The sequence below is a fragment of the Streptomyces sp. GS7 genome (assembly GCF_009834125.1).
Classification (GTDB): domain Bacteria; phylum Actinomycetota; class Actinomycetes; order Streptomycetales; family Streptomycetaceae; genus Streptomyces.
Genome location: NZ_CP047146.1, coordinates 6,953,322 through 6,978,210 on the forward strand (window position 1 = coordinate 6,953,322; position 24,889 = coordinate 6,978,210).

At 71.0% G+C, this 24,889-nt stretch carries 23 protein-coding genes; 5 read left to right on the plus strand and 18 right to left on the minus strand.

The window, feature by feature from the left end:
- Positions 1-12: 12 nt before the first annotated feature.
- The 4 genes from GR130_RS30190 to GR130_RS30205 all read right to left on the minus strand — a co-directional run bounded on the left by GR130_RS30190 (position 13) and on the right by GR130_RS30205 (position 4,812).
- Positions 13-861 (minus strand): DUF3159 domain-containing protein, encoded by an 849-nt coding sequence (locus tag GR130_RS30190; RefSeq protein WP_159507635.1) that lies wholly within the window; start codon positions 859-861, stop codon positions 13-15.
- Positions 862-864: 3 nt separating this feature from the next.
- Positions 865-1,263: an OB-fold nucleic acid binding domain-containing protein gene (locus GR130_RS30195; protein WP_159507636.1), complete on the minus strand. Its 399-nt coding sequence runs from the start codon at positions 1,261-1,263 to the stop codon at positions 865-867.
- 131 nt (positions 1,264-1,394) lie between these two features.
- Positions 1,395-2,078 carry a response regulator gene (locus tag GR130_RS30200; RefSeq protein WP_159507637.1) on the minus strand — a complete coding sequence of 228 codons (684 nt, stop codon included), beginning with the start codon at positions 2,076-2,078 and terminating at the stop codon, positions 1,395-1,397.
- A 178-nt stretch (positions 2,079-2,256) separates the two neighbouring features.
- Positions 2,257-4,812, minus strand: a complete 2,556-nt coding sequence (locus GR130_RS30205) for a sensor histidine kinase (RefSeq protein ID WP_159507638.1) — start codon at positions 4,810-4,812, stop codon at positions 2,257-2,259.
- Between the two features lie 980 nt (positions 4,813-5,792).
- Here GR130_RS30205 and GR130_RS30210 point away from each other — a divergent pair.
- Positions 5,793-6,359 (plus strand): GNAT family N-acetyltransferase, encoded by a 567-nt coding sequence (locus GR130_RS30210; RefSeq protein WP_159507639.1) that lies wholly within the window; start codon positions 5,793-5,795, stop codon positions 6,357-6,359.
- A 115-nt stretch (positions 6,360-6,474) separates the two neighbouring features.
- Here GR130_RS30210 and GR130_RS30215 read toward each other — a convergent pair whose 3' ends face one another.
- From GR130_RS30215 to GR130_RS30250, 8 genes are all read right to left on the minus strand, one after another.
- On the minus strand, positions 6,475-7,653 hold the full coding sequence (locus GR130_RS30215) for an alginate lyase family protein (RefSeq protein WP_159507640.1): 1,179 nt from the start codon (positions 7,651-7,653) through the stop codon (positions 6,475-6,477).
- Between the two features lie 535 nt (positions 7,654-8,188).
- Positions 8,189-8,857, minus strand: a complete 669-nt coding sequence (gene kdpC, locus GR130_RS30220) for a potassium-transporting ATPase subunit KdpC (protein WP_159507641.1) — start codon at positions 8,855-8,857, stop codon at positions 8,189-8,191.
- 5 nt (positions 8,858-8,862) lie between these two features.
- Positions 8,863-10,962, minus strand: a complete 2,100-nt coding sequence (gene kdpB, locus GR130_RS30225) for a potassium-transporting ATPase subunit KdpB (protein ID WP_201305047.1) — start codon at positions 10,960-10,962, stop codon at positions 8,863-8,865.
- Positions 10,963-10,994: 32 nt separating this feature from the next.
- On the minus strand, positions 10,995-12,671 hold the full coding sequence (kdpA, locus tag GR130_RS30230; protein WP_159507643.1) for a potassium-transporting ATPase subunit KdpA: 1,677 nt from the start codon (positions 12,669-12,671) through the stop codon (positions 10,995-10,997).
- 31 nt (positions 12,672-12,702) lie between these two features.
- Positions 12,703-12,792 carry a K(+)-transporting ATPase subunit F gene (kdpF, locus tag GR130_RS30235; RefSeq protein WP_016575741.1) on the minus strand — a complete coding sequence of 30 codons (90 nt, stop codon included), beginning with the start codon at positions 12,790-12,792 and terminating at the stop codon, positions 12,703-12,705.
- Positions 12,793-13,118: 326 nt separating this feature from the next.
- A complete protein-coding gene (locus GR130_RS30240) occupies positions 13,119-13,877 on the minus strand; it encodes a DUF3710 domain-containing protein (protein ID WP_159507644.1) in 759 nt (252 codons plus the stop codon).
- 1 nt (position 13,878) lies between these two features.
- On the minus strand, positions 13,879-14,400 hold the full coding sequence (gene dut / locus GR130_RS30245) for a dUTP diphosphatase (RefSeq protein ID WP_043266560.1): 522 nt from the start codon (positions 14,398-14,400) through the stop codon (positions 13,879-13,881).
- Positions 14,397-14,990, minus strand: coding sequence for a PaaI family thioesterase (locus tag GR130_RS30250; RefSeq protein WP_159507645.1), 594 nt, complete (start codon positions 14,988-14,990; stop codon positions 14,397-14,399). The genes dut and GR130_RS30250 overlap by 4 nt, the downstream gene beginning before the upstream one ends.
- 58 nt (positions 14,991-15,048) lie before the next feature.
- Here GR130_RS30250 and GR130_RS30255 point away from each other — a divergent pair, with 58 nt between their 5' ends.
- Positions 15,049-15,492, plus strand: a complete 444-nt coding sequence (locus GR130_RS30255; protein ID WP_159507646.1) for a DUF3093 domain-containing protein — start codon at positions 15,049-15,051, stop codon at positions 15,490-15,492.
- Here the strand turns inward: GR130_RS30255 and GR130_RS30260 are convergent.
- The 4 genes from GR130_RS30260 to GR130_RS30275 form a co-directional block, all read right to left on the minus strand.
- On the minus strand, positions 15,432-16,214 hold the full coding sequence (locus tag GR130_RS30260; protein ID WP_159507647.1) for a hypothetical protein: 783 nt from the start codon (positions 16,212-16,214) through the stop codon (positions 15,432-15,434). The genes GR130_RS30255 and GR130_RS30260 overlap by 61 nt on opposite strands.
- 99 nt (positions 16,215-16,313) lie before the next feature.
- Positions 16,314-16,616 (minus strand): DUF4193 domain-containing protein, encoded by a 303-nt coding sequence (locus GR130_RS30265; RefSeq protein WP_016575747.1) that lies wholly within the window; start codon positions 16,614-16,616, stop codon positions 16,314-16,316.
- Between the two features lie 527 nt (positions 16,617-17,143).
- Positions 17,144-18,406 (minus strand): sensor histidine kinase, encoded by a 1,263-nt coding sequence (locus GR130_RS30270; RefSeq protein WP_159507648.1) that lies wholly within the window; start codon positions 18,404-18,406, stop codon positions 17,144-17,146.
- 6 nt (positions 18,407-18,412) lie between these two features.
- Positions 18,413-19,066 (minus strand): response regulator transcription factor, encoded by a 654-nt coding sequence (locus GR130_RS30275; protein WP_159507649.1) that lies wholly within the window; start codon positions 19,064-19,066, stop codon positions 18,413-18,415.
- A 306-nt stretch (positions 19,067-19,372) separates the two neighbouring features.
- On the opposite strand from GR130_RS30275, the gene GR130_RS40050 reads away from it, so the two are divergent.
- Positions 19,373-19,546 (plus strand): hypothetical protein, encoded by a 174-nt coding sequence (locus tag GR130_RS40050; RefSeq protein WP_201305048.1) that lies wholly within the window; start codon positions 19,373-19,375, stop codon positions 19,544-19,546.
- Positions 19,547-19,631: 85 nt separating this feature from the next.
- Here the strand turns inward: GR130_RS40050 and GR130_RS30280 are convergent, their stop codons facing one another.
- Positions 19,632-20,447 carry an inositol monophosphatase family protein gene (locus GR130_RS30280; RefSeq protein ID WP_159507650.1) on the minus strand — a complete coding sequence of 272 codons (816 nt, stop codon included), beginning with the start codon at positions 20,445-20,447 and terminating at the stop codon, positions 19,632-19,634.
- Positions 20,448-20,504: 57 nt separating this feature from the next.
- Positions 20,505-21,659, minus strand: a complete 1,155-nt coding sequence (locus GR130_RS30285; protein ID WP_159507651.1) for a ferrochelatase — start codon at positions 21,657-21,659, stop codon at positions 20,505-20,507.
- A 168-nt stretch (positions 21,660-21,827) separates the two neighbouring features.
- Between GR130_RS30285 and GR130_RS30290 the strand changes: the two genes are divergently transcribed.
- Positions 21,828-23,114 carry an MFS transporter gene (locus GR130_RS30290; protein WP_159507652.1) on the plus strand — a complete coding sequence of 429 codons (1,287 nt, stop codon included), beginning with the start codon at positions 21,828-21,830 and terminating at the stop codon, positions 23,112-23,114.
- 407 nt (positions 23,115-23,521) lie between these two features.
- On the plus strand, positions 23,522-24,862 hold the full coding sequence (locus GR130_RS30295) for a D-arabinono-1,4-lactone oxidase (protein ID WP_159507653.1): 1,341 nt from the start codon (positions 23,522-23,524) through the stop codon (positions 24,860-24,862).
- Positions 24,863-24,889: the final 27 nt, after the last annotated feature.

Genomic DNA, 24,889 nt, shown 5'->3' on the forward strand with positions numbered 1-24,889 from the left:
GTGGCGGACCCGTCAGCGGCGGTGGCGCGGCCCGCCGCCCCGCCGGTCCGCGGCGGCCGCGTCGGGAGCGGTGGCCAGCAGCCCGCGCTGCCGCTCCCGTTCGGCCTCCTCCGCCTTCTCCTGCGCCTCCATCTCGGCGAAGACGTCGATCGGCGCCGGCGCCTTCACCAGGAACACCCACGTCAGATACAGCGCGAGCAGGAACGGCGGGATCTTCAGGGCCACCAGCACCCAGCCGAGCTGCGTGGTGTCCGCCCACCAGTAGAGCGGGAAGAGAATCAGGCACTTGGCGAGCAGGATCAGCCCCCACGCCCAGCTGGCCTTCGCATACGCCGTCTTCCGGCCCGGGTTGCGGGTGCGCCAGGAGAGGTTCTCCTTGAACACCGGGCCCAGGATCAGACCGATCAGCGGGACGCCCGCGAGCGTGGTGACGATGTAGGCGAGGGCCAGGCCGAGGGTGTAGAGCATGCCAGGCAGGTAGAAGTCCTTGGCGTTGCCGGTCATCATCGCGAAGACCACGCCGAAGGCCACCCCGAAGACGCCGCTGAAGGCGTGCTTGACGGTGTCCCGGCGGATCAGGCGGACCGCGCACAGCACCAGCGACACGGCCAGCGCGGCGATCGCCGAGATGTGCAGGTCCTTGTTGACCGTGAAGATCGCGACGAACAGCAGGCCGGGGAGAACGGTCTCCACCATGCCGCGCACGCCGCCGAACGCCTCGAACAGCGCCGCCTCGGTCACCTCCCGGCCGGCGTCCGGGCCCGCGCCGGCCCCCGGCGGGGCAGAGAGGCCGGCCGGGGCGGTCGCCTGGTGGCCGGGGGAAGCGTCAGGGTCAGTGGGCGGTCGGTCGTACGACGTCACCGGCTACTCCTGTCCGAGCGGTCGCAGTTCGTACTTGGGGTTGAAGAGGACCCGGCGTCCGTGGCTCAGGGAGACGCGGCCCGAGGCGATGAGCTTACGGCCCGGCTCTATCCCGACGATGGAACGGCGGCCGAGCCACACCACGTCGAGGGCGGCGGAGCCGTCGAACAGCTCCGCCTCCAGCGCGGGCACACCGGCACGGGGCCGCAGCGTCACATGCCGCAGGGTGCCGGTGACCTTCACTATCTGGCGGTCGTCGCAGTCGGAGATACGGGTACACCCCGACGCCTGCGTGTCCTCCTGCAGCTCGGCGGACTGGAGCTCCTCCTCGGAGGACGACAGCCTGTCGAGCATCCGGCGGAAGCGGCCGGCCGGCTTCTCTGGTCGGATCCCAGCACTCATAACCCCAGCGTACCGGGGGCCGCCCGGCCGCCCCGCACCGCGCGATCCGGCGCCCTCGGCCCCGCACGCCACCCGAACCGGCGCCCCGCCCAGGGTTCCGCACTGCCGCGCCCCCCGGCGGCGGCGCCCCCTCACTGCTCGAACCGGTACCCCATCCCGGGCTCCGTGATGAAGTGCCGGGGGTGCGACGGGTCGCCCTCCAGCTTGCGGCGGAGCTGGGCCATGTAGACCCGCAGATAGTTGGTCTCCGTGCCGTACGACGGCCCCCACACCTCCTGGAGCAGCTGCTTCTGGCTGACCAGGCGGCCCTGGTTGCGTACCAGGACCTCCAGCAGATGCCACTCGGTGGGGGTCAGCCGGATGTCCCGGCCGCCGCGGTTGACCTTCTTGGCCGCGAGATCGACGGTGAAGCCCTCGGTCTCCACGATCACCTCGTCGTCGGCCGGCCCGGTCGGCTCGGCCCGGCGCACCGCCGCCCGCAGCCGCGCCAGCAGCTCGTCCATGCCGAACGGCTTGGTCACGTAGTCGTCCGCGCCCGCGTCCAGCGCCTCGACCTTCTCGTCGGACGTCTGCCGGGCGGAGAGCACCAGGATCGGCACCCGCGTCCAGCCGCGCAGCCCCTTGATGACCTCGACGCCGTCCATATCGGGCAGACCGAGGTCGAGGACGATGACATCGGGGTGTCGGGCGGCGGCGAGTTTGAGGGCGGTGGCCCCGTCGGGGGCTGCGTCGACCTCGTACTTGCGCGCCTTCAGGTTGATCACGAGGGCGCGGACGATCTGCGGCTCGTCATCGACCACAAGCACCCGGTTCACTGGCGTTCTCCTCGTGGTGTCGGTCGCCGGCGGGCGGGGCCCGCCGGGCATGTGGTGAGTGTGGCCGGTACGGTCCGGCCGGTGGTGAGGCCCGGACGCGTGTCGCGGAGCGGATGCACACCGTCGTGCGGACGCGACGGTATGCCGCTCCCGGGGCTTCTGCCATGGCCCGCTGGGCTCATGTCGTCGCCTGCGCGGGGAGGTCGGGCCGGACCGGCGGGCCGCCCGGAGCGGCCCGGAGGGTGAGGACCATGGTCATCCCGCCCCCTGGAGTGTCCTCCGCGGCCAGCGTGCCGCCGATCGCCTCCGCGAAACCGCGCGCCACGGCCAGCCCCAGGCCCACTCCGGCGCCGCGCGGGGCGTCACCGTACCGCTGGAACGGCTCGAAGATCCGGTCCTTGGCGCTGTCCGGGACACCCGGCCCCCGGTCCGCTATCCGCAGCTCCACCCGGTCGCCGAGCGCACTGGCCGAAACCAGCACCACCTCGCCGTCCGGGCTGTACTTGACGGCGTTCTCGACGAGGTTGGCGACCGAGCGCTCCAGCAGGCCCGGGTCGACCGCGACCATCGGCAGCTCCTCCGGGATGTCGAGGCTGACGCTGCCTTCCGGTACTCCGCCGAGCGCCATCGGGACCACCTCGTCGAGGTCGATCTCGCGGATCAGCGGGGTGACCGTGCCGGTCTGGAGGCGGGACATGTCCAGGAGGTTGCCCACCAGGTGGTCCAGCCGGTCGGCACCCGCCTCGATTCCGGCCAGGAGCTCCGCCTCGTCCTCGTCGGACCAGGCGACGTCGTCGGAGCGCAGCGAGGTGACCGACGCCTTGATGCCGGCCAGCGGCGTGCGCAGATCGTGGCTGACCGCGGCCAGCAGCGCCGTCCGGATCCGGTTGCCCTCGGCGAGCTCCCGGGCCCGCTCCGCCTCGCCGACCAGCCGCTGCCGGTCCAGTACGACGGCGGCCTGCGCGGCGAACGCGGCCAGCACCCGGCGGTCCTCGGCGGGCAGCACCCGGCCGGTCAGCGCCATCGCCATGTGGTCTCCCACCGGCATGTCGACATCCGCGTCCTCGGGTCGCAGCAGCGGCGGCGTGGTGTCGTTGCCGCCCGCGCGGCCCGCACACGTCCACGGGTCGACATCGCTGCTGCGCTCCAGCAGCGAGACCGTGTCCATCCCGAACGTCTCCCGGACGCGTTCCAGCAGGGCGTTCAGCGTGGTCTCACCGCGCAGCACACTGCCCGCCAGGAACGACAGGATCTCCGACTCGGCGCGCAACCGCGCGGCCTGATGGGTGCGCCGGGCGGCGAGATCGACCACCGACGCCACGGACACCGCCACGGCGAAGAAGATCGCGATGGCGACGATGTTCTTCGGGTCGTTGATCGTCAGGGTGTGGACGGGCGGGGTGAAGTAGAAGTTCAGCAGCAGCGAGCCCACGGCCGCCGACGCCAGCGCCGGCAGCTGCCCGCCCAGCAGCGCGGCGACGACGGTCAGGAAGAGGAACAGCAGGACGTCGTTGGCCAGCCCCGGACCGTTGGAGATCTTGGTGAGCAGCAGCGACAGCAGCACCGGGCCGCCCACGCCGACCAGCCATCCGGCGATGATCCGCGCCCGCCCCAGCCGGGCACCGCGCGGCACCGGCAGCCCGCGGCCCTTGGCGACCTCTTCGTGGGTGACGATGTGAACGTCGAGATCGGGCCCGGAATCGCGGGCGACGGTCGCCCCGACACCCGGTCCGAAGATGTACTGCCACGCCTTGCGACGGCTCGACCCCAGCACGATCTGGGTGGCGTTCACCCCGCGCGCGAACTCCAGCAGCGCGCTCGGTATGTCGTCGCCGATGACATGGTGAAACGTCCCGCCAAGATCCTCCACCAGCTTGCGCTGGACGGCGAGCTCCTTGGGCGAGGCCGATGTCAGCCCGTCACTGCGGGCGATGTAGACGGCGAGCACCTCGCTGCCCGAGCCCTTGGCGGCCATCCGCGCGGCGCGGCGGATGAGCGTACGCCCCTCCGGACCGCCCGTCAGCCCCACCGCGATCCGCTCGCGCGCCTGCCAGGTCGAGCGGATCGAGTGCTCCGCCCGGTACTCCTGCAGGTATTCGTCGACCCGGTCCGCGACCCACAGCAGCGCCAGCTCGCGCAGCGCCGTGAGGTTGCCCGGCCGGAAGTAGTTGGACAGCGCGGCGTCGACCTTGTCCGACTTGTAGATGTTGCCGTGCGCCATCCGCCGCCGGATGGCCTGGGGCGACATGTCGACCAACTCGATCTGGTCGGCCCGCCGGACGATCTCGTCCGGCACCGTCTCCCGCTGGCGGACACCCGTTATCGACTCGACGACATCCCCGAGCGACTCCAGATGCTGGATGTTCACCGTCGAGATCACCGTGATCCCGGCTTCCAGCAGCTCCTCGACGTCCTGCCAGCGCTTGCTGTTGCGGGACCCGGGGACGTTGGTGTGCGCCAGCTCGTCGACCAGCGCCACGGCCGGCCTGCGTTCCAGGACCGCGTCCACGTCCATTTCGGTGAACGCCGTGCCCCGGTACTCCAGCTCACGGCGCTGGATCTGCTCCAGCCCGTGGAGCATGACCTCGGTGCGGGGCCGGCCGTGGTGCTCGACGAACGCCACGACGACGTCCGTACCGCGCTCCATACGCCGGTGCGCCTCGGACAGCATCGAGTACGTCTTGCCGACGCCCGGTGCCGCGCCGAGATATATCCGTAGCTTGCCGCGTGCCATGGCCCCATTGTCTTACGTGCGGCCCGCCCCCACCGGGCTGGGCCTACTCCGACCCTACCGACCGGACAACGGGACGAAAGGCGCAGGTAGCGGCTTCACGCCCGGTCTTGACGCGACTCTGATACGGGGGTGGTGGAGGAGCGGGCGGGGGCTCCGAGGCGGTGAGGCGCCCGGGGCGGGAGGACTCGGGGCTCGCGTCGTACCGCGCGGCCCGGGTCCTGCCCACATGGGGCATTGCGGGGCCTTCCGGCGTGGGCCCTGTCCGGCCGTCCGCTCCGGCTCGCACCGGGCCCTTCGGCGCGCCCTGCGCCAAGGTCCCCATTACGGGGCGACAGGACAACGGGACTACGGGACTACGGGACTACGGGCCACCCCGAACTTCCCGCCACGGCTGGTGTCGGGTGCTTGCTCGCCCACGGTCCACGCCGGAGCCTCCTGCGCTGTGACCTGGCCGACCTGCCGTCATGCGGCTCTCCCTTTCGTCGCGCCGGCTGCCCCCTCGGGCCCGGACGCCGCTTCCCGCATCCGCCAGTGCGGCCGGGCGCACCGACGCGCGGCATCTCGGAGCGGCATGGCTCAGAGCGACACATCGCAGAGCACGCAGGGGCGCCACGGTTCGCAGGGGCGCCACGGTCCTCCTGACAGGACATGGTCCTCCTGACAGGAGAGGAGGGCGGGCCCCGTATGCACGTCAGCGACCGACCGAGGAAGGCGGCGGAGACCAGGGGCGGGCGCCGCGCGAAGAGGTACGCGGCGCCCGCGACGGCACCCGGTGGGGCGACCGGACCGGGCAGGCGCACACCACGCACCGCCGTGAGGCGGCCGGCCCCGGTGGCACGGAACGCCCGGTCATTCCCCCATCACAGCCCCAACTCCGCCCGACCACCAGCTCAACTCGGCTTCTCTGACGCATTGCTGACAGCCGAACAGCGCCGAAAAGCCGTCGCCCCGCCAACCGGCCGACTGCGACGATGCCGTCCATGACGCCCACGCCCTCCCCGACATCCAGAGCCCACACGACTGACGTACGCGTCGCCCACACCTCCGACGTGGACACCGCCACCCTCAAGGCGGCCCGCGCCCTCCTCTACGACGTCTTCGACGACATGACGTCCGAGGACTGGGAGCACTCACTCGGCGGACTGCACGCCCTGGTCCACGAAGGCGGCGAACTGATCGGGCACGCGTCCGTCGTGCAGCGCCGACTGCTGCACGACGGACGCGCGCTCCGTTGCGGCTACGTGGAGGGGGTCGGCGTGCGCGCGGACCGACGCGGCCAGGGCCATGGCACGGCCATGATGGGCGCCCTGGAACGGGTGATCCGCAACGCCTACGACCTCGGCGCCCTCGGCGCTTCCGAAGAGGCCACCGCCTTCTACGCCGCACGCGGCTGGCAGCTGTGGCGGGGCCGCTCCTGGGCCTTCACCCCGGACGGCATCCGACGCACCCCGGACGAGGACGGATGGCTCTACGTCCTGCCGGCGTCCGCCCCTCTCGACCTCGACGCCGACCTCACCTGCGACTGGCGCGAGGGCGACGTCTGGTAACCCGCGGGACGGCGGCCGGGCGCCGGGAAGACGACGGCGCTTCGGGGCCCCGGTAGGGAGGCTCCCCCACCCCGGGCCGCCTACCGCATGCCCCCGAACGCCCGCCTCATTCAACTCAGTTGGGGTTGTCCGCGTTCGTCAATGTCTCCCAGGCGACAAAGAGACTGTCGGAGCCGGCCGGCCGCTGCTTCTCCGTCAGTTTCTGTGTGGCGGGCATCGCGCGACCCATGCGGTTGTGCAGCGCGTTGTAACCCACTTCGGTGACTGGACCCAGGCCGCGCTTGACGCTGCCGCCGCACAACCAGGACGGCGGAGTGCCACCCAGCTCGTATGTGGCCTGGAAGTCGAGGGCCTGGCGCAGCCGGTCGGCGACCTCCGAGTAGAGGTCCCGGCCCTGGAGGCGGCCGGTCTCGGCGATGTGCGAGATGGCCGACAGGCCGTATCCGGTGTGGGTGAAATCGCGGCAGGTCTCCTGGGTGAGGCCGTCGACGAAGGTGGACTGGCCCTGCCAGTACTTGATGATCTTGGCGCGGGTGTCGAGGCCGCTGCCCGGTGTCGTCTTGGGCAGGGCGCCGTCGGACTTCAGATAGATGTACGCGGGGACCCGGGCGCGGTAGGTGGCCATGGCCTTGTCGTAGGAGCTCTTGTCCTCGGTGAAGACGGATATCCCGACGGCCGCCTCCATCATCGTCAGTTCCCAGTTGCCGTTGTTGTGGGAGCCGTTGACGACCTTGGGGAGGTACACGGTGCGCAGCATGGTGGCGAAGCGGTCGATGCGCCCCTTGGGCCAGCCCTTGTAGGTGTAACGGATGATTTCGGCGGCGCGCGGCCAGGTGGAGGCGGCCCAGCCGGACTGCAGCGGTGCGTTGCTGTTGGTGTGGTCCTTGAGGGTGCCCGACCAGGCGTCCATGACCTGGATCGCTTTGTCGGCATACCTGGTGTCGCGGGTGACGTACCAGGCCAGGGAGAGGGTGTAGGCGGCGAGGGCGTCCTCGCGTTCGTCGGTGCAGCCGTGGTTGGGGTGGGAGTAGGGGCCGCATTCGACCGTGGCGCGGGGTTTGGGTGTACGGGAGAGCGAGGCGTAGGGGCTCGCCATCATGGCGTCGTAGGCGCTCTTCCAGGGCTGGGCGCCCGAGTTGACCTTGCTGCGGATGAAGTCGAGCTGGCGGGTGCCGAGGAGGACACCGGGGTGGGTGAAGGTGGCGGGGGCCGCGGAGGTCGGGGCGCCCAGGAGCAGGCCCGCCGTCAGGGTGCCGAGGAGGGTTCCGACGGCGAGGGTGAGCTTTCCGCGCATGGGGGGGTGCCTTCCAGTCGAGAGGCTCGATGGATGGGAGCGGACGGGAGCGGACGGGAGCTGTTCTCGTACGTGAACGGCAGGCGTTGACATGAACACCTGCGATGGCTCGCGAACGTAGGGGCAAGCCCCCATGCCGTCAAGACCCGGCGCCGGGAGGGGACATCACAACGGGGCGGGGCAACGGCCGTGCCCGGTCGGCCGGTTCGCCTCACCGGCCGCGCAAGCGGCGGAAGCGGCACCCGTGTGCCGCGCGCAACGGTGCCTCCCCCGGTCTCCCCCACCCCGCTCCTCGCCTCCCCAACACCCCACCGCACAAAAGCGGGTGGCCCCGAGGATCATCCTCGGGGCCACCCGCCATCCGGTCCGCAGACCGGCCGACCCGTTTCCCGCATGTCCACGGATCAGCCGGCCCGCGGCCCGTCAGGACCGCGCACCCGCATCCCCCTGCCGAAGCCGCGGTCCAGTCCGGCCGATCACCGGGGGCGGCTGCCGAGCGCAGCCACCCCCGGTGATCACTTCATGAAAGCGCCACTCAGCCCTGCTTCTGCACCAGGTCGCGCAGTGCCACGTTCAGCTCCAGCACGTTCACCCGGGGCTCGCCCATGAAACCCAGCGGGCGGCCCTGGATGTGGTCCTTGACCAGCTGCTCCACCTTGTCCGCGGGGAGGTTGTTCTCCTTGGCGACGCGGCGGGCCTGGATCTGCGCGTACTCCGGCGAGATGTCCGGGTCCAGGCCGGAGCCGGAGGACGTCACCGCGTCCGCCGGAACCTGCGACTCCGGTACGCCGTACGTGGTGGCGACCCACTGCTTGGCGTCCTTCACCGACTTGAGCAGGTCGGTGTTGGAGGCGCTCAGGTTGGAGGCGCCGGACACCTGGAGGTCGTACTGGGGGTTGACCGGGGGCTTCGCCGTCCGGTTGCTGCCCAGTCCGGCCGACGGGCGGGGCTGGAACCAGTGCAGGTCGGGGATCGGGTTGCCGTCCTTGTCCTTCCCCTTGTCGTAGCGCTGGCCGAGCAGGGAGGAGCCGACGACCTTGCCGTGCGAGGTCAGTTCGGATCCGTTGGCCTTGCCGGGGAAGGCCGCCTGGGCCACTCCGGTGACCACCAGGGGGTAGATCACCCCGCATACCACGGTGAGGACGAGCAGGGCGCGCAGCCCCGCTGTCAGCAACCGGGCGGTGTTGCGTACGGAGTTGTTCACGGCGGTCACCCGATTCCGGGGATGAGAGTGATGAGCATGTCGATGAGTTTGATGCCGATGAACGGCGCGATGAGGCCGCCGAGTCCGTAGACCGCGAGGTTCCGCCGGAGCATCTTGTCGGCGCTGACCGGCCGGTACTGCACGCCCCTGAGGGCCAGCGGCACCAGCGCGATGATGATCAGCGCGTTGAAGATGATCGCGGACAGGATCGCGGACTGGGAGCTGTGCAGCCGCATGATGTTGAGGGTGTCCAGGCCCGGGTAGGCCACCGCGAACATCGCCGGGATGATCGCGAAGTACTTCGCGACGTCGTTGGCGATCGAGAAGGTCGTCAGCGCACCCCGGGTGATGAGGAGCTGCTTGCCGATCTCGACGATCTCGATGAGCTTCGTCGGGTTGGAGTCCAGGTCCACCATGTTCCCGGCCTCCTTGGCGGCCGAGGTACCGGTGTTCATGGCGACGCCGACGTCCGCCTGGGCCAGCGCGGGCGCGTCGTTCGTGCCGTCGCCGGTCATGGCGACGAGCTTGCCGCCGGCCTGCTCGCGCTTGATGAGCGCCATCTTGTCCTCGGGCGTGGCCTCGGCGAGGAAGTCGTCGACGCCGGCCTCTTCGGCGATGGCCTTGGCCGTCAGCGGGTTGTCACCCGTGATCATGACGGTCTTGATGCCCATCTTGCGCAGCTCGTCGAAGCGTTCGCGCATGCCCTCCTTGACGACGTCCTTGAGGTGGATGACGCCGAGGACGCGGGGACCGCGCTCGTCCTCCAGGGCGACCAGCAGCGGGGTGCCGCCGGCCTGGGAGATCTCCTCGGTCAGCCGCTGGGCGTCCTCGGCGACGTCGCCGCCGCGATCGAGGACCCAGGCGATGACCGAACCGGTGGCGCCCTTGCGGACCTTCTTGCCTTCGACGTCCACACCCGACATCCGGGTCTGGGCGGTGAACGGCACCCATTCGGCGCCGGTCAGGTCTTCCTGGTGGCGCTCGGGCAGCTCGTACTTGTCCATGGCGAGGACGACGATGGAACGGCCCTCAGGGGTCTCGTCGGCCAGGGAGGACAGTTGGGCGGCCTCGGCGACCTCGGCTTCGGTGACGCCCTGTACGGGGACGAACTCGGATGCCTGGCGGTTGCCGTAGGTGATGGTGCCGGTCTTGTCGAGCAGCAATGTCGATACATCGCCTGCCGCTTCGACGGCACGTCCTGACATGGCCAGGACGTTGCGCTGGACGAGGCGGTCCATACCTGCGATGCCGATGGCCGACAGCAGTGCGCCGATCGTGGTCGGGATCAGGCAGACCAGCAGGGCGAGCAGCACGATCATGGACTGCTCGGCGCCGGCGTAGATGGCGAACGGCTGGAGGGTGACGACCGCCAGCAGGAAGACGATGGTGAGCGACGCGAGAAGGATGTTCAGCGCGATCTCGTTGGGCGTCTTCTGCCGTGCGGCACCCTCGACGAGGTTGATCATCCGGTCGATGAAGGTCTCACCGGGCTTCGTCGTGATCTTGATGACGACGCGGTCGGAGAGGACCTTGGTGCCGCCGGTGACCGCACAGCGGTCACCGCCCGACTCGCGGATGACCGGGGCGGATTCGCCGGTGATGGCGGACTCGTCGACGGAGGCGACGCCTTCGACGACGTCACCGTCACCGGGGATGATGTCGCCGGCCTCGCAGACGACCAGGTCGCCGATGCGCAGTTCGGTGCCGGGGACCTGTTCCTCGTCCGTGCCGTTGAGCCGGCGCGCCACGGTGTCGGTCTTGGCCTTGCGCAGGGTGTCGGCCTGCGCCTTGCCGCGCCCCTCGGCGACCGCTTCGGCGAGGTTGGCGAAGACGACGGTCAGCCACAGCCAGCCGGCGATCGCCCAGCCGAACCATTCCGAGGGGGTCTTGAAGGCGAAGATCGTGGTGAGGACGGATCCGACCTCGACCACGAACATCACGGGGGACTTGATCATCACCCGCGGGTCGAGCTTGCGTATCGCGTCGGGCAGGGACTTGACGAGCTGCTTGGGGTCGAAGAGACCGCCGCCCACGCGGCCGTCGCCGGGCTGCTGCCCGCTGTGGACGTCCTGTTGCGGGGCACGGGTCGGAGTGGCGGTGGACATGGAGCCGGGCTCCTCCGGTTTCACGGGGGCGGTCATGACAGGCCCTCCGCCAGCGGCCCGAGGGCCAGCGCCGGGAAGTAGGTCAGACCGGTGATGATCAGGATCGTGCCGACGAGCAGCCCGGAGAAGAGCGGCTTCTCGGTACGGAGGGTGCCCGCGGTCTCCGGAATCGGCTTCTGCTCGGCGAGCGAGCCGGCGAGTGCGAGCACGAACACCATCGGGAGGAAGCGGCCGAGCAGCATCGACAGACCGATCGTGATGTTGTACCAGGGGGTGTTGGCGTTGAGTCCGGCGAACGCGGAGCCGTTGTTGTTGGCACCGGAGGTGTACGCGTAGAGGATCTCGGAGAAGCCGTGCGGCGCGGCGCCCTGCGCCTTGGTGTTGAGCATCGACCCGAGCGCGTCCGGCAGCACCATCGAGACGGCGGTGAAGAGGAGCACCAGAGCGGGCGTGATGAGGATGTAGCAGGCGGCGAGCTTGATCTCGCGGGTGCTGATCTTCTTGCCCAGATATTCCGGCGTGCGGCCCACCATCAGGCCGGCGATGAACACGGCGATGACCGCCATGACCAGCATGCCGTAGATGCCGGAGCCCACACCACCGGGTGCGATCTCACCGAGCATCATGCTGAGCAACTGGATGCCGCCACCGAATGCGGTGAAGGAGGAGTGGAAGGAGTCGACGGCTCCGGTTGACGTGAGCGTGGTGGCCACGGAGAAGATCGCGGAGCTGCCGACGCCGAAGCGGGTCTCCTTGCCTTCCATGGCGGCGCCCGCGGCCTGAAGGGCCGAGCCGCCGTGGGCGAACTCGCTCCACATCATCAGCACGGTGAAGCCGAGCCAGATGGTGACCATCGCGGCGAGGATCGCGTACCCCTGCTTCACGTTTCCGACGAGCTTGCCGAAGGTGCGGGTCAGCGCGAACGGGATGACGAGGATCAGGAAGATCTCGAAGAGGTTGGTGAAGGCGTTGGGGTTCTCGAAGGGGTGGGCGGAGTTGGCGTTGAAGTAGCCGCCTCCGTTGGTGCCCAGTTCCTTGATGGCCTCTTGGGAAGCCACCGCGCCGCCGTTGGTCTGCTGGGAGCCGCCGAAGAACTGGCCGACACCGTGGATGCCGGAGAAGTTCTGGATGGCGCCGCAGGCGACCAGGACGATGGCGGCGATCACGGCGATCGGGACGAGGATGCGGATGGTGCTGCGCACCAGGTCCGCCCAGAAGTTGCCGAGTTCGCCGGTGCGGGAGCGGGCGAAACCGCGGACCAGCGCGACGGCGACGGCCATACCGGTGGCGGCGGAGACGAAGTTCTGCACCGCGAGGCCGGCGGTCTGGACGACGTGGCCCATGGACTGCTCGCCGCTGTAGGACTGCCAGTTCGTGTTGGTGACGAACGACGCGGCGGTGTTGAACGCCTGGTCCGGGCTGATCGAGGCGAAGCCCAGCGAGAACGGCAGGTGCCCCTGGAGTCGCTGGATCACGTAGAGGAAGAGGACCCCGGCCAGCGAGAACGCCAGGATGCCGCGCAGGTAGGCGGGCCAGCGCATCTCGGCGTCGGCGTTGGCGCCGATACAGCGGTAGATGAACTTCTCTATCCGCAGGTGCTTGGGCGAGGAGTAGACGGCGGCCATGTAGTCGCCGAGGGGGCGGTACGCCAGGGCGAGCGCCGCGATGAGCGCTATGAGCTGGAGCACGCCTGCGAGAACGGGGCTCATGGAGGCCGTCGTGGTGGCAGCAGTCGACACCTCAGAACCTCTCCGGGAAGACGAGGGCGAGGACGAGGTAACCGAGGAGGGCGACGGCAACGATCAGGCCGACGATGTTTTCGATGGTCACAGCTTCGTCACCCCCTTGGCGACGAGGGCCACTACCGCGAAGACCGCGATGGTGACGATGACGAAGGCCACGTCGGCCATCGTGTGCTCCTAGAGGGATGCGGCGGATAGGACCCCCAAAGCAAAGCGGTATTCGGCCACCGCGTGAACGTTGTTGACGCCTCCCTTACGGCCATTAGCGCCCCGTTGACGAACTTCTTACGCATCCCGCCCTGACCTGCGAAAACAGCAAGGGCCCGTACCCCCTCAATGGGGATACGGGCCCTTGCGACCGTCAGGTTCCGGCCGACCTGGGCGCCTCTTCACGCCAGTGGGCTGGACAGATCGTCAGCGGATCTCGGTGATCTCCGGTCCGCGCTCCAGGCGCTCCACGCCACCGCCGAAGCGCGACCCCTCGGCCGCGTCCTGCTGCACGCCGTCCGGCACCATCTGGGCGTCGTCGGGCAGCTTGAGGACGATCGGGTCGCGGGGCGCCATCGGGGCCTCGCCGCGGATGACGACGGTGTCCCGGAAGATGTGCTCCAGCACGCCCGCGGCCTGCGGCTGCACCGCGCCCTGGCCGGAGATCACTCCGCGCAGGAACCAGCGGGGGCCGTCGATGCCCACGAAGCGCACGACCTGCACCCCGTTCGTCCCGTCCGGCAGCTGCACCGGAACCTGGGCGCGCAGCTCCCAGCCCAGCGGACCCTCGACCTCGTCGATGACCCCGCCCTGCTGGGTGATGCCGGCGGCGATCTCCTCGCGCACCTCGCCCCAGATGCCCTCGTTCCTGGGGGCGGCGAACGCCTGCAGCTGCACGGCGCTGTCCTGGAGGACGACCGTCGCGGCGACGATCGCGTCACCGGCGACCTCGACCCGCAGCTCCATGCCCTCGACGCCCGGCACGTACAGCCCGCCGAGGTCCACCCGGCCCTCGCCGGGCTCCTTGACCTCCGACGCGTCCCAGGGACCGTCGGGCCGCGGAGCGGGCGGAAGATTGAGCCGCTGCGCCGTCGCGTCGTCCCCGTCGGCCACCGCCTCGTCGGCGAGCGCCGCGTCCCCGGCCGGCTCTACAGGAGCCTCGTTCTTCTTGCGACGTCCGAACACGTCACTGTCCTTCCCGGTCGCCACCGACCGATGCGTATTCATTCCCGCCCGTGGAGCCGCCCACCGCCGCATGACCGCCGGTGGACCCGAATCCCCCCTCGGCCCGCGCCGAGCCGGGAAGTTCCGCCACCTCGTGGAAGCGCACCTTCTCGACCTGCTGGACGACCAATTGGGCGATCCGGTCGAATCTCTCGAACCGCACGCTCTCGCGGGGGTCCAGATTGACCACGATCACCTTGATCTCTCCACGGTACCCGGCATCCACCGTCCCGGGGGCATTCACCAGCGCCAATCCGCAGCGGGCCGCCAGACCCGACCGCGGGTGCACGAACGCCGCGTAGCCGTCGGGCAGCGCGATCGACACCCCGGTGGGGAGCACGGTGCGCTCTCCCGGCGCCAGTTCGGCGGCCTCGGTGGTCACCAGGTCCACGCCGGCATCGCCGGGATGCCCGTACGCCGGAACCGGCACCTCCGGGTCCAGCCGTCGCAGCAGCACATCCACCGGATTCCGTAGCTGACTCACGGGTTCACCTCGAAGGCACGCGCTCGCTTGACCTGGTCCGGGTCGGCCATCGCCGCCTGGATCTCCTCGGCCCTTCCGTTGTCGATGAAGTGGTCGACCTTCACCTCGATGAAGACGGCCTCGGCGCGCACCGCCACCGGGCCGTCCGGGCCGCCTATCCGGCCCACCGCCGTCGAGTAGATCTTCCGGCCGTGCACCGCGGTGACCCGCGCCTCCAGGTGCAGCACCGTGCCCAGGGGCACGGGCGCCACGAAGTCGGTCTCCAGCCGGCCGGTCACCGCGATCACCCGCAGCAGCCAGTTCAACGACCCGAGCGTCTCGTCCAGCGCCGTGGCCAGGACCCCACCGTGCGCCAGGCCCGGCGCACCCTGGTGGGCCTCCTTGACGGTGAACTCCGCCCGTACGCTCACGCCCTCGCCGGCCCGCGCCTCCAGGTGCAGCCCGTGCGGCTGGCCCGTACCGCAGCCGAAGCACCGGTCGTAGTGCGCGCCGAGCAGCTCTCCGGGCGGCGGCGCGTCGGGGTGCCGGACCGGAGCGGCGGCGTCCTGGGGTGGCGTCAGCCGCGTCCTGGTTTGGTCAGTTCCACTCACGAGTGCAGACCCTACCCGCGCGCGTAAGGGGCCCGTACCGCCGTGCCAAGCTGGAGCCATGCAGTCGTACGAAGAACGTCTCACCGCACCCCGGTCCTGGTGGGTGATCGCCGCGCTGATCGGCGTCGCCTGCGCCCTGATGCTGCTCCCCCTGGGGACGCTCCCGATGCTCGGCGGGCTGATCGGCGGCGGCGCGCTGTCCGCGGTCGCGGTGAGCTCGTACGGCTCGGTGCGGATCCGGGTGGTGGGCGGCGCACTGATCGCCGGCGACGCGAAGATACCGCTGTCGGCGCTGGGCGAGGCCCAGGCGCTGGACGCCGACGAGGCGCTGGCCTGGCGGACGTACAAGGCGGACGCACGCGCCTACATGCTGCTGCGCGGCTATGTGCGCACGGCGGTGCGGGTGGAGATCACCGACCCCGAGGACCCGACGCCCTACGCCTATCTGTCGACGCGGGAGCCGGAGCGCCTGGTCTCGGCGCTGGCGTTGGGGCGCGGCTGACCGCGCCGGTCGTCGGGGAGGGCGTTCCACGGGATCTGCCGGCGGCGCAGGTCCGCACGGATCCTGGCGGCGAGCCGTGCGGTGTCGCGGCGGTTCAGGAACGCGCCGACGGCGGCGCCGACCAGGAACGGCGTGAGGTTGGGGAGGTTGCGCAGAGTGCGCTTCATGATCCGCCGGCGTAGTTCGCGCCTCGTCTGCCCGCCTAGCGCGGCGTCCAGCGAGGCGGGTTTGACGACGTCGATGCCGCGTTCCCGCGTCCAGGACGTCAGATAGGCCGTGGTGCGCTGCGCCAGATTTCCCGGAGGGCGCAGGCCGTAGACCTCGTGCAGCTCGGCGATCAGCTTGATCTCGACCGAGGCGACGCCGGCGACCTCGGTGGCCAGTTCGGCGGGCATGGCGGGCGGTACGGGCAGCATGGCCGCCGCACCCACCCCCGCACCGACCGTCGCGGTGCCTGCGCAGGCGCCCGCCACCAGCTTGTCGGCCAGTTCCTCGGGGGTCAGTCCGGGGAACTGCGCGCGCAGCGCGGCGAGGTCGCGGACCGGGATCCGCGGCGCGGTGGCGATGATCCGGTCGGCGGTCGCGGCGAGCACCACCCGTACGCTGCCGCCGCCTTTCCGGGCGCCGCGGCCGACCATGGCCGCGAGCGAGGCCGTGCGGCCCCGCTCCCGCGGTGTGTCGGCCGTCCGCTCCTCGGGGAGGGCGGTCGGGTCGGCGGGCACGGGCGCGGTTTCCTCGCGTGATCGTGCGCCGGCCGCCGGACCTCTGCCGCCCTCGCGTCCCTTACGGAACGGGTTCACGCCTGGCACGGCGCGGACCGGTCAGGCCGCGCAGTCGCGGCAGATCGGGTTGCCGTTCTTGTCCTCGGCAGCCAGCTGGCTGCGGTGGTGGACCAGGAAGCAGCTCATGCACGTGAACTCGTCCTGCTGCTTGGGCAGCACGCGGACCGCGAGTTCCTCGTTGGACAGGTCTGCGCCGGGCAGCTCCAGGCCCTCGGCCTGCTCGAACTCGTCGACGTCGACGGCCGAGGCGGACTTGTCGTTCCGCCGCGACTTCAGCTCCTCGATGCTGTCCTCGTTGAGGTCGTCATCGGTCTTGCGTGGGGTGTCGTAATCCGTAGCCATTTTCGCTCTCCCCCTCTGGGTGTCTGCGGTGTCTCAGCGCTCGTAACGCGTGAGAGGCCGGACTTGTGCCCGACCTGAGGCGGAGATTTTGCCTCACATCAAGGTCTGTTACTCAATCGACACCCAACCGCACCCCTGAAGAGGTGATCGGTTTGGATGGCGATCAGGACCGTACACGGTCCGAATGTCGCACCTCGCGGAGCCCATCACGTGTACTTCCCGTGATCCGACCTCCGGGAAACCCGGATTTTCCCGGCTTTCCACCGGGCATTTCGATCACGGAGCGTAGATGGCCGGAATGACGCCTCTGTGAGGGATCACACACGGTCAGGGCGGCGGGCGGACCAGCCGAATTCCGCGCAAAGCGAACTCCGGCGAAGGATCCCCGCACACCCGCCCTTTCGTCAAACCGGGAGGCAGGGCGGTGTACGGCCGTCGGGAGGGCTACCGTACGCGCCGGTAGCCCCCTGGGTCGCCGGCGGGTTGCGCGGCCTTCCAGCGGCCGTACAGCGGCCCTACGGCCCTCGTCAGAGCGGCAGTACCACCCGCATGTCGAGCCCACCGCCCTCCCGTGGCTCCGCGGTGATCGTGCCGTCGTGGGCTCGCACCACCGACCGCACGATGGACAGGCCCAGGCCGACGCCCTTGTCGCTGCCGGTCCGCTCCGTGCGCAGCCGCCGGAACGGCTCGAAGAGGTTCTCCACCTCGTAGGCGGGGACCACCGGGCCGGTGTTGGAGACCACCAGGACCGCGCAGCCGGGCTGCGGCTCGGTGGTGACCTCGACCCAGCCGTTCTCAGGGACGTTGTAGCGCACCGCGTTCTGGACGAGGTTGAGCGCGATCCGCTCCAGGAGGACGCCGTTGCCCTGGACGAAGACCTGCTGCCGGACGCCGCGCAGCTCCACCCCCTTGGCCTGCGCTTCCTCGCGGGTCTGGTCGACGGCCTGCGAGGCGACCTCGGACAGGTCGACCGGCTTCTTGTCGACGATCTTGTTCTCGCTGCGGGCGAGCAGCAGCAGGCCCTCCACCAGCTGCTCGCTGCGCTCGTTCGTCGCCAGCAGCGTCTTGCCCAGCTGGGTCAGCTCGGGTGACGCGTCCGGGTCGGCGAGCTGGACCTCCAGCAAGGTGCGGTTGATGGCCAGGGGGGTGCGCAACTCGTGCGAGGCGTTGGCGACGAAGCGCCGTTGCGACTCGAAGGCGCGGTCCAGGCGGTCCAGCATCTCGTCGAAGGTGTCCGCGAGCTCCTTGAGCTCGTCGTCGGGCCCGCCCAGCTCGATCCGGCGGTGCAGATCGGAGCCGGCCACCCGCTGGGCGGTGCGCGTGATGCGGCCCAGCGGGGACAGCACCCGGCCGGCCATCGCGTAGCCGAAGGCGAAGGCCACAATGGTCAGCCCCAGCAGCGCCAGCAGCGAGCGGTTCAGGAGGCTGTTGAGGGCCAGCGCGCGCTGGCGCGCCAGGCAGTTGGTGACGGCTTCCTGGAGCAGCTGCCCGGACGTCTCGGTGGGCAGCGCGCAGGTGTCACTGGTGGACTGGAACTTGCCGCCGAGGATCTTCAGCGGGAGCGCGCTGCCGTCGTGCAGCGCCGCCGCGGCGAGCATGTAGATGATCGTGAGCAGCACGATGCCGGCCATCAGGAACATGCCGCCGTACAGCAGCGTGAGCCGTATCCGGATGGTGGGGCGCAGCCACGGGAAGGGCCGGACATTGACCGGCTTGGGGTCCCACGCCGGTTTGGGCGGCGCGGGCGGCGGCGGGGCCGCCGGCTTGGAGAACGAGGGCAGGGAGGGCATCGCCGGTCAGATCCGGTATCCCGAGCCGGGGACGGTGACGATCACCGCGGGCTCGCCGAGCTTGCGGCGGAGCGTCATGACCGTGACCCGGACGACGTTGGTGAACGGGTCGGTGTTCTCGTCCCATGCCTTCTCCAGGAGCTGCTCGGCCGAGACGACCGTGCCCTCGCTGCGCATCAGGACCTCCAGGACCGCGAACTCCTTCGGGGCGAGCTGGACCTCCTTGCCGTCGCGGAAGACCTCGCGGCGGTTGGGGTCGAGCTTGATGCCGGCGCGCTCCAGGACGGGCGGCAGCGCCACGGTCGTACGGCGCCCCAGGGCGCGGACCCGGGCGGTCAGCTCGGTGAAGGCGAACGGCTTGGGAAGGTAGTCGTCCGCGCCGATCTCCAGGCCCTCCACGCGGTCGCTGACGTCACCGGAGGCGGTGAGCATCAGGACGCGGGTGGGTACGCCCAGCTCGACGATCTTGCGGCAGACGTCGTCACCGTGGACGAGCGGGAGGTCGCGGTCGAGCACGACGACGTCGTAGTCGTTGACCGCGATCCGTTCCACCGCGGCAGCGCCGTCGTAGACCACGTCGACGGCCATGGCCTCCCGGCGCAGTCCGGTGGCCACCGCATCGGCGAGCAGCTGCTCGTCCTCGACGACGAGAACACGCACGTCGCTAGTCCTTCCTCACGGCCCTCATGAGCAGGGCACAACAATGTCCAGAGCTCTTCCATCCTGCCCCGAAGAGCCATAAACCGGCTGTAAGAGGGGACCGGAGGGGGTGCGGACGGGCGGACGCGAGGATTCCCGGACGCGCTGAGGTTTCCCTGAGGGTGCCCGTGGGGAGGACGTCTGCACACCCGCGATCACGCCCTGTACCGGCGTTTTGCCACGATCCCCACCCGCAGGGACCACGCCGTGATCGACCCACCCGTCGGCACACCCCCGTGCCACCGACCCACGACGAGGGGGCGCACCATGGACGCGTTCACCGCAGGCATTCTGCAGCGCATAGAGAAGACCGAAGCCGATCTGGACCAGGCCCGCGCTGCGGGCGACGACTTCCTCGCCGAGGTGGAGCAGGCGGAGCTCGAAGACCTGCAGCGCCTGGCGACCGAGCACGGGGTGCGCTACGGCGCCGTCAGCGCCTGAGTCCCCGGCCCGGCACGACCGCGGCAGCGCCCCGGCACCAGCGATGGTGCCGGGGCGCTGTCCTGTGCGCAGCCCGCGGAGCGGGTCAGTCGTGCCAGGCGCCGAGGTCGTCCAGCAGCGGCTGGAGTTCGGCGAAGAGGGCCGGTGAGGCGGCGAGCGTCAGCTCGTGGGAGGCGGCCTTGCCGGGGCGGCCCCCGGTCAGCGCGCCGGCCTCGGTGGCGATCAGCACCCCGGCCGCCAGGTCCCAGGGGTTCAGCCCGCGCTCGTAGTAGGCGTCGAGCCGGCCGCAGGCCACGTCGCACAGGTCGATCGCGGCCGAGCCGCCACGCCGGATGTCGCGGACCTGCGGGATCAGGGTGCGGGCGACCTCGGCCTGGGCGGCGCGGCGCTCGGTGAGGTAGCCGAAGCCCGTACCGACGAGGGCCTGGGAGAGCGGCGGGGCGGGCCGGTGGTGGATCGGCTCGCCGTTGCGGAGGGCGCCGCGGCCCCGGACGGCCTGGTAGGTCTCCTGGCGCATCGGGGCGGCGACGACCCCGACGACCGCCTCGCCGTCCTGCTCCGCCGCGATCGACACGGCCCAAGAGGGCAGTCCGTAAAGGTAGTTGACGGTGCCGTCCACGGGGTCGATGACCCAGCGGACGCCGCTGGTGCCCTCGATGCCGGCGCCCTCCTCCCCCAGGAAGCCGTCGTCGGGGCGCTGCTCCCCGATGAAGTCGGTGATCAGCTTCTCGGAGGCGAGGTCCATCTCCGTGACGACGTCGATGGGGCTGGTCTTGGTGGCGGCCACGCCTAGGTCGGCGGGGCGGCTGTCGCGCAGCAGGGTGCCGGCGCGGCGGGCGGCTTCCAGGGCCAGTTCGAGGAGTTCGTCGTGGAGGGGGTCGGGGCGCTGCGCGTCGGGCACGATGCTCCTTGCTCGGGTGAGCGGGGGTCGGGGGCGTACGGGGCCTGGGCTACGGGGTTACGCGGGGGCCGGGGCGACGGGGCCGTCCCAGTCGGCGCCGGAGGCGGCCGGGCGGGGGGTGCGCGCGGGGCAGCAGCCGATGGGGCACAGGTCGTGTCCGGCGCCGAGCGCGCCCAGGGCGCAGCGCTCCGGGGTGCCGCCCTGTTCGGTGGCCGCGCGCTCCAGGAGGAGGTCGCGGACGGCCGCGGCGAACCGCGGGTCGGCGCCGACGGTGGCCGAGCGGGCGACCGGCAGGCCCAGTTCGGCGGCCTTGGCGGTGGCCTCGGTGTCGAGGTCGTACTTGACCTCCATGTGGTCGGAGACGAAGCCGATGGGCGCCATGACGACGGCCGGGACGCCGGCGTCGTGCAGCTCCTCCAGGTGGTCGCAGATGTCGGGCTCCAGCCACGGGATGTGCGGGGCGCCGCTGCGAGACTGGTAGACGAGCCGCCAGGGGTGGGCGACGCCGGTCTCGTCCCGTACGGCGTCGGCGATCACCTGCGCGACGTCCAGGTGCTGCGCCACGTAGGCGCCGCCCTCGCCGCCCTCGGTCTGCTCGGCGGGCGTACCGGAGGTGTCGGCGGCCGCGGTGGGGATGGAGTGCGTGGTGAACGCGATGTGGGCGCCGGCCCTGGTGTCCTCGGGGAGTTCGGCCAGGGAGGCCAGCACCCCGTCGACCATCGGGCGGATGAAGCCCGGGTGGTTGAAGTAGTGCCGCAGCTTGTCGACCCGGGGTACCGGCAGGCCCTCGGCCTGGAGGGTGGCGAGCGCGTCGGCCAGGTTCTCGCGGTACTGCCGGCAGCCGGAGTACGAGGCGTATGCGCTGGTGGCCAGGACGGCGATGCGGCGATGGCCGTCGGTGACCATGGTGCGCAGGGTGTCGGTCAGGTAGGGCGCCCAGTTGCGGTTGCCCCAGTAGACGGGCAGGTCGAGGCCGTGTTCGGCGAAGTCCTTGCGCAGCGCGTCGAGGAGCTCCCGGTTCTGGGCGTTGATGGGGCTGACGCCGCCGAACAGGAAGTAGTGCCGGCCCACCTCCTTGAGGCGCTCGCGGGGGATGCCGCGGCCGCGGGTGACGTTCTCCAGGAAGGGCACGACGTCGTCGGGGCCTTCGGGTCCTCCGAAGGACAACAGCAGGAGGGCGTCATAGGGGCGGGGATCGCGCTGTTCGGGCATGCCTCCGATCCTCCCACCCCGGCCCCGGATACGCGGGGCCAGGCCCCCGGTGCGGCCGGCCGGAACGCGGCGTAAAACGGGAGGCGCCGGGCACCTCTTCGCCCGTAAGCTGTATCGGCCACGGACATTCCTTACCGAGTTTCGGTCCTCACCCGCGGAGCACCCCCGTTGCCCAGTCCCTACCGCGCCATCTTCGGCCGCCCCGGCACCAGATCCTTCTCGGCCGCCGGGCTGCTGGGCCGCATGACGCTGTCGATGACGGGCATCGGCGTCGTCACGATGGTGTCCCAGCTGACCGGCCGCTACGGCCTGGCGGGGGCCCTGTCCGCGACGATCGCGCTGTCGGCGGCCCTGATCGGCCCGCAGATCTCGCGGCTGGTCGACCGGCACGGCCAGCGGCGGGTACTGCGTCCGGCCACCCTGGTGTCGCTCGCAGCGATCGCCGGGCTGCTGCTGAGCGCTCAGCAGCGCTGGGCGGACTGGACGCTGTTCTGCTTCGCGGCCTGCGCCGGCTGTGTGCCGAGCGTCGGGTCGATGGTCCGGGCCCGATGGGCGGAGCTGTACCGGGGCTCCCCGCGCGAGCTGCACACCGCGTATTCGTGGGAGTCGATCGTCGACGAGATGTGCTTCATCCTCGGGCCGATCCTGTCCATCGGCCTGTCCACGGCGTGGTTCCCGGAGGCCGGGCCGCTGCTGGCCGCGGTATTCCTGGCCGCGGGAGTCTTCTGGCTGACCGCGCAGCGTACGACGGAGCCGGTGCCGCATCCGCGCGAGCAGCAGGCCAAGGGGTCGGCGCTGCGCTCTCGGGGGCTGCGGGTGCTGGTGGGGACGTTCGTCGCGACCGGCGCGATCTTCGGGGCGATCGATGTGGTCACCGTCGCGTTCGCCCAGGAGCAGGGCCACAAGGCCGCGGCGAGCCTGGTGCTCGCGGTGTACGCCCTCGGGTCGTGCGTGGCCGGTGCGGTGTTCGGACTGCTGCACCTCTCCGGACACCCTGCCCGCCGGTGGCTGGCGGGGGTCGCAGCGATGGCGGTGAGCATGGCGCCGCTCCAGGCGGTGGCGTCGCTGACGGGATCGCTGACGCTGCTGGCCGCCGCGCTGTTCCTGGCGGGGCTGTCGATCGCGCCGACGATGGTGACCACCATGGCGCTGGTCGAGGAGCATGTGCCGCGGGCGCAGCTGACCGAGGGCATGACGTGGACGAGCACCGGCCTGGCGGTGGGGGTCGCGCTCGGCTCCTCGGCAGCCGGCTGGGTGGTGGACGCCGCCGGTGCCGACCAGGCCTATCTGGTGCCGCTGACCGCGGGCGTACTCGCCGCCCTGATCGCGCTCGCCGGCTACCGCAGGCTCCGCCCGCGGTCCGCGCCGGCTCCCTCCACCCCGGCGGCCAGGGGCATCCCGTCCCCGGCGAAGGCCCCGGCCGACGAGCGGCACGACCCGTCGAGGACGAACTGACGCATCGAGGAAGCCGCCCTCAAGGGAACCGCCCCCAGGGCGCAAGCCGCATCGGCGCTCCTCTCTGCACCATCGGAAAACCGGCGCACCTCTCTGCACCATCGGTGAAACCGACGTACCCCTCTGCTCCACAAGCCCGCGAGTCACCCCCGAGGCCCGCCTTCAGGTGGTGGGCGCTCCCGCACCCGTTCGTTCACCGGGCGGGCAGGCGGTCTGGCCAACATCGCGGCCGGCGCCCCGAGTTACCGTCGGTACGACATGTCCGGGAGCCGGGCGATTGCGGCCGATTCCTCGGCGATGTGATTCCCGTCACCCTGCCTGGATGTCGTGTCGGTGACTGACATCATGCGCTCACACCAACGGCGGTCGTACGCGGCCGGCCCGCGCGGAGGGGAGGGGACGTCACCATGGCGGTCACCGATGTCATCGGCGGCTCGGGAGGACGCGGCTCGGGAGGGCCCTGGCGCAACTGGGCGGGCAACGTCACCGCCCGCCCCGCCCGCATCGCGGCCCCGGCGAGCACCGAGGAACTGGCCGCCGCGGTGCGCGCCGCCGCCGCGGAGGGGCTGACGGTCAAAGCGGTCGGCACCGGGCACTCCTTCACCCCGGCCGCGGCCACCGACGGGCTGCTGATCCGCCCGGAGCGGCTCACCGGCATACGCGGGATCGACCGCGAGGCCGGGACGGTGACCGTCGCCGCCGGCACCCCGCTCAAGCGCCTCAACCAGGCGCTGGCCGCGCACGGACTGTCGCTGACCAACATGGGCGACATCATGGAGCAGACCGTCTCCGGGGCCACCAGCACCGGCACCCATGGCACCGGCCGCGACTCCGCCTCGATCGCGGCCCAGATCACCGCTCTGGAACTGGTCACCGCGGACGGCTCGGTCCTCGACTGCTCCGCCGACGAGAACCCGGACGTCTTCGCCGCGGCGCGGCTGGGCCTGGGCGCGCTGGGCGTCGTCAGCGAGCTGACCTTCGCCGTGGAGCCGGAGTTCCTGCTGACCGCCCGTGAGGAGCCGATGCCGTTCGACGAGGTGACCGGCCGCTTCGCCGAACTGGTCGCCGAGAACGAGCACTTCGAGTTCTACTGGTTCCCGCACACCGGCAACTGCAACACCAAGCGCAACAACCGCAGCCAGGGCCCGGCGGCGCCACCCGGGAGGGTGAGCGGCTGGATCGAGGACGAGCTGCTGTCCAACGGGGTGTTCCAGGTCGCCTGCGCCGTAGGAAGAGCGGTACCGGCCGCCATCCCGGGCATCGCCAAGGTCTCCAGCCGCGCGCTGTCGGCGCGTACGTACACCGACATCCCGTACAAGGTGTTCACCTCGCCGCGGCGGGTGCGCTTCGTGGAGATGGAGTACGCGCTGCCCAGGGAGGCCGCGGTCGAGGCGCTGGGGCAGCTCAAGGCGATGGTGGAGCGGTCGGACCTCAGGATCAGCTTCCCCGTGGAGGTGCGAACCGCGCCGGCCGACGACATCGCCCTGTCCACCGCCTCGGGCCGGGACACCGTGTACATCGCGGTGCACATGTACCGCGGGACGCCGCACCAGGCGTACTTCGCCGCCGCCGAGCGGATCATGACGGCGCACGACGGGCGCCCGCACTGGGGCAAGCTGCACACCCGCGACGCCGGGTACCTCGCCGAGGTCTATCCGCGGTTCGGTGAGTTCACCGCGCTCCGCGACCGGCTGGACCCCGAGCGCCGCTTCACCAACGGGTATCTGCGCCGGGTCCTGGGCGACTGAGCGGTGCGGCGCCCGGCGCCCCGTGAC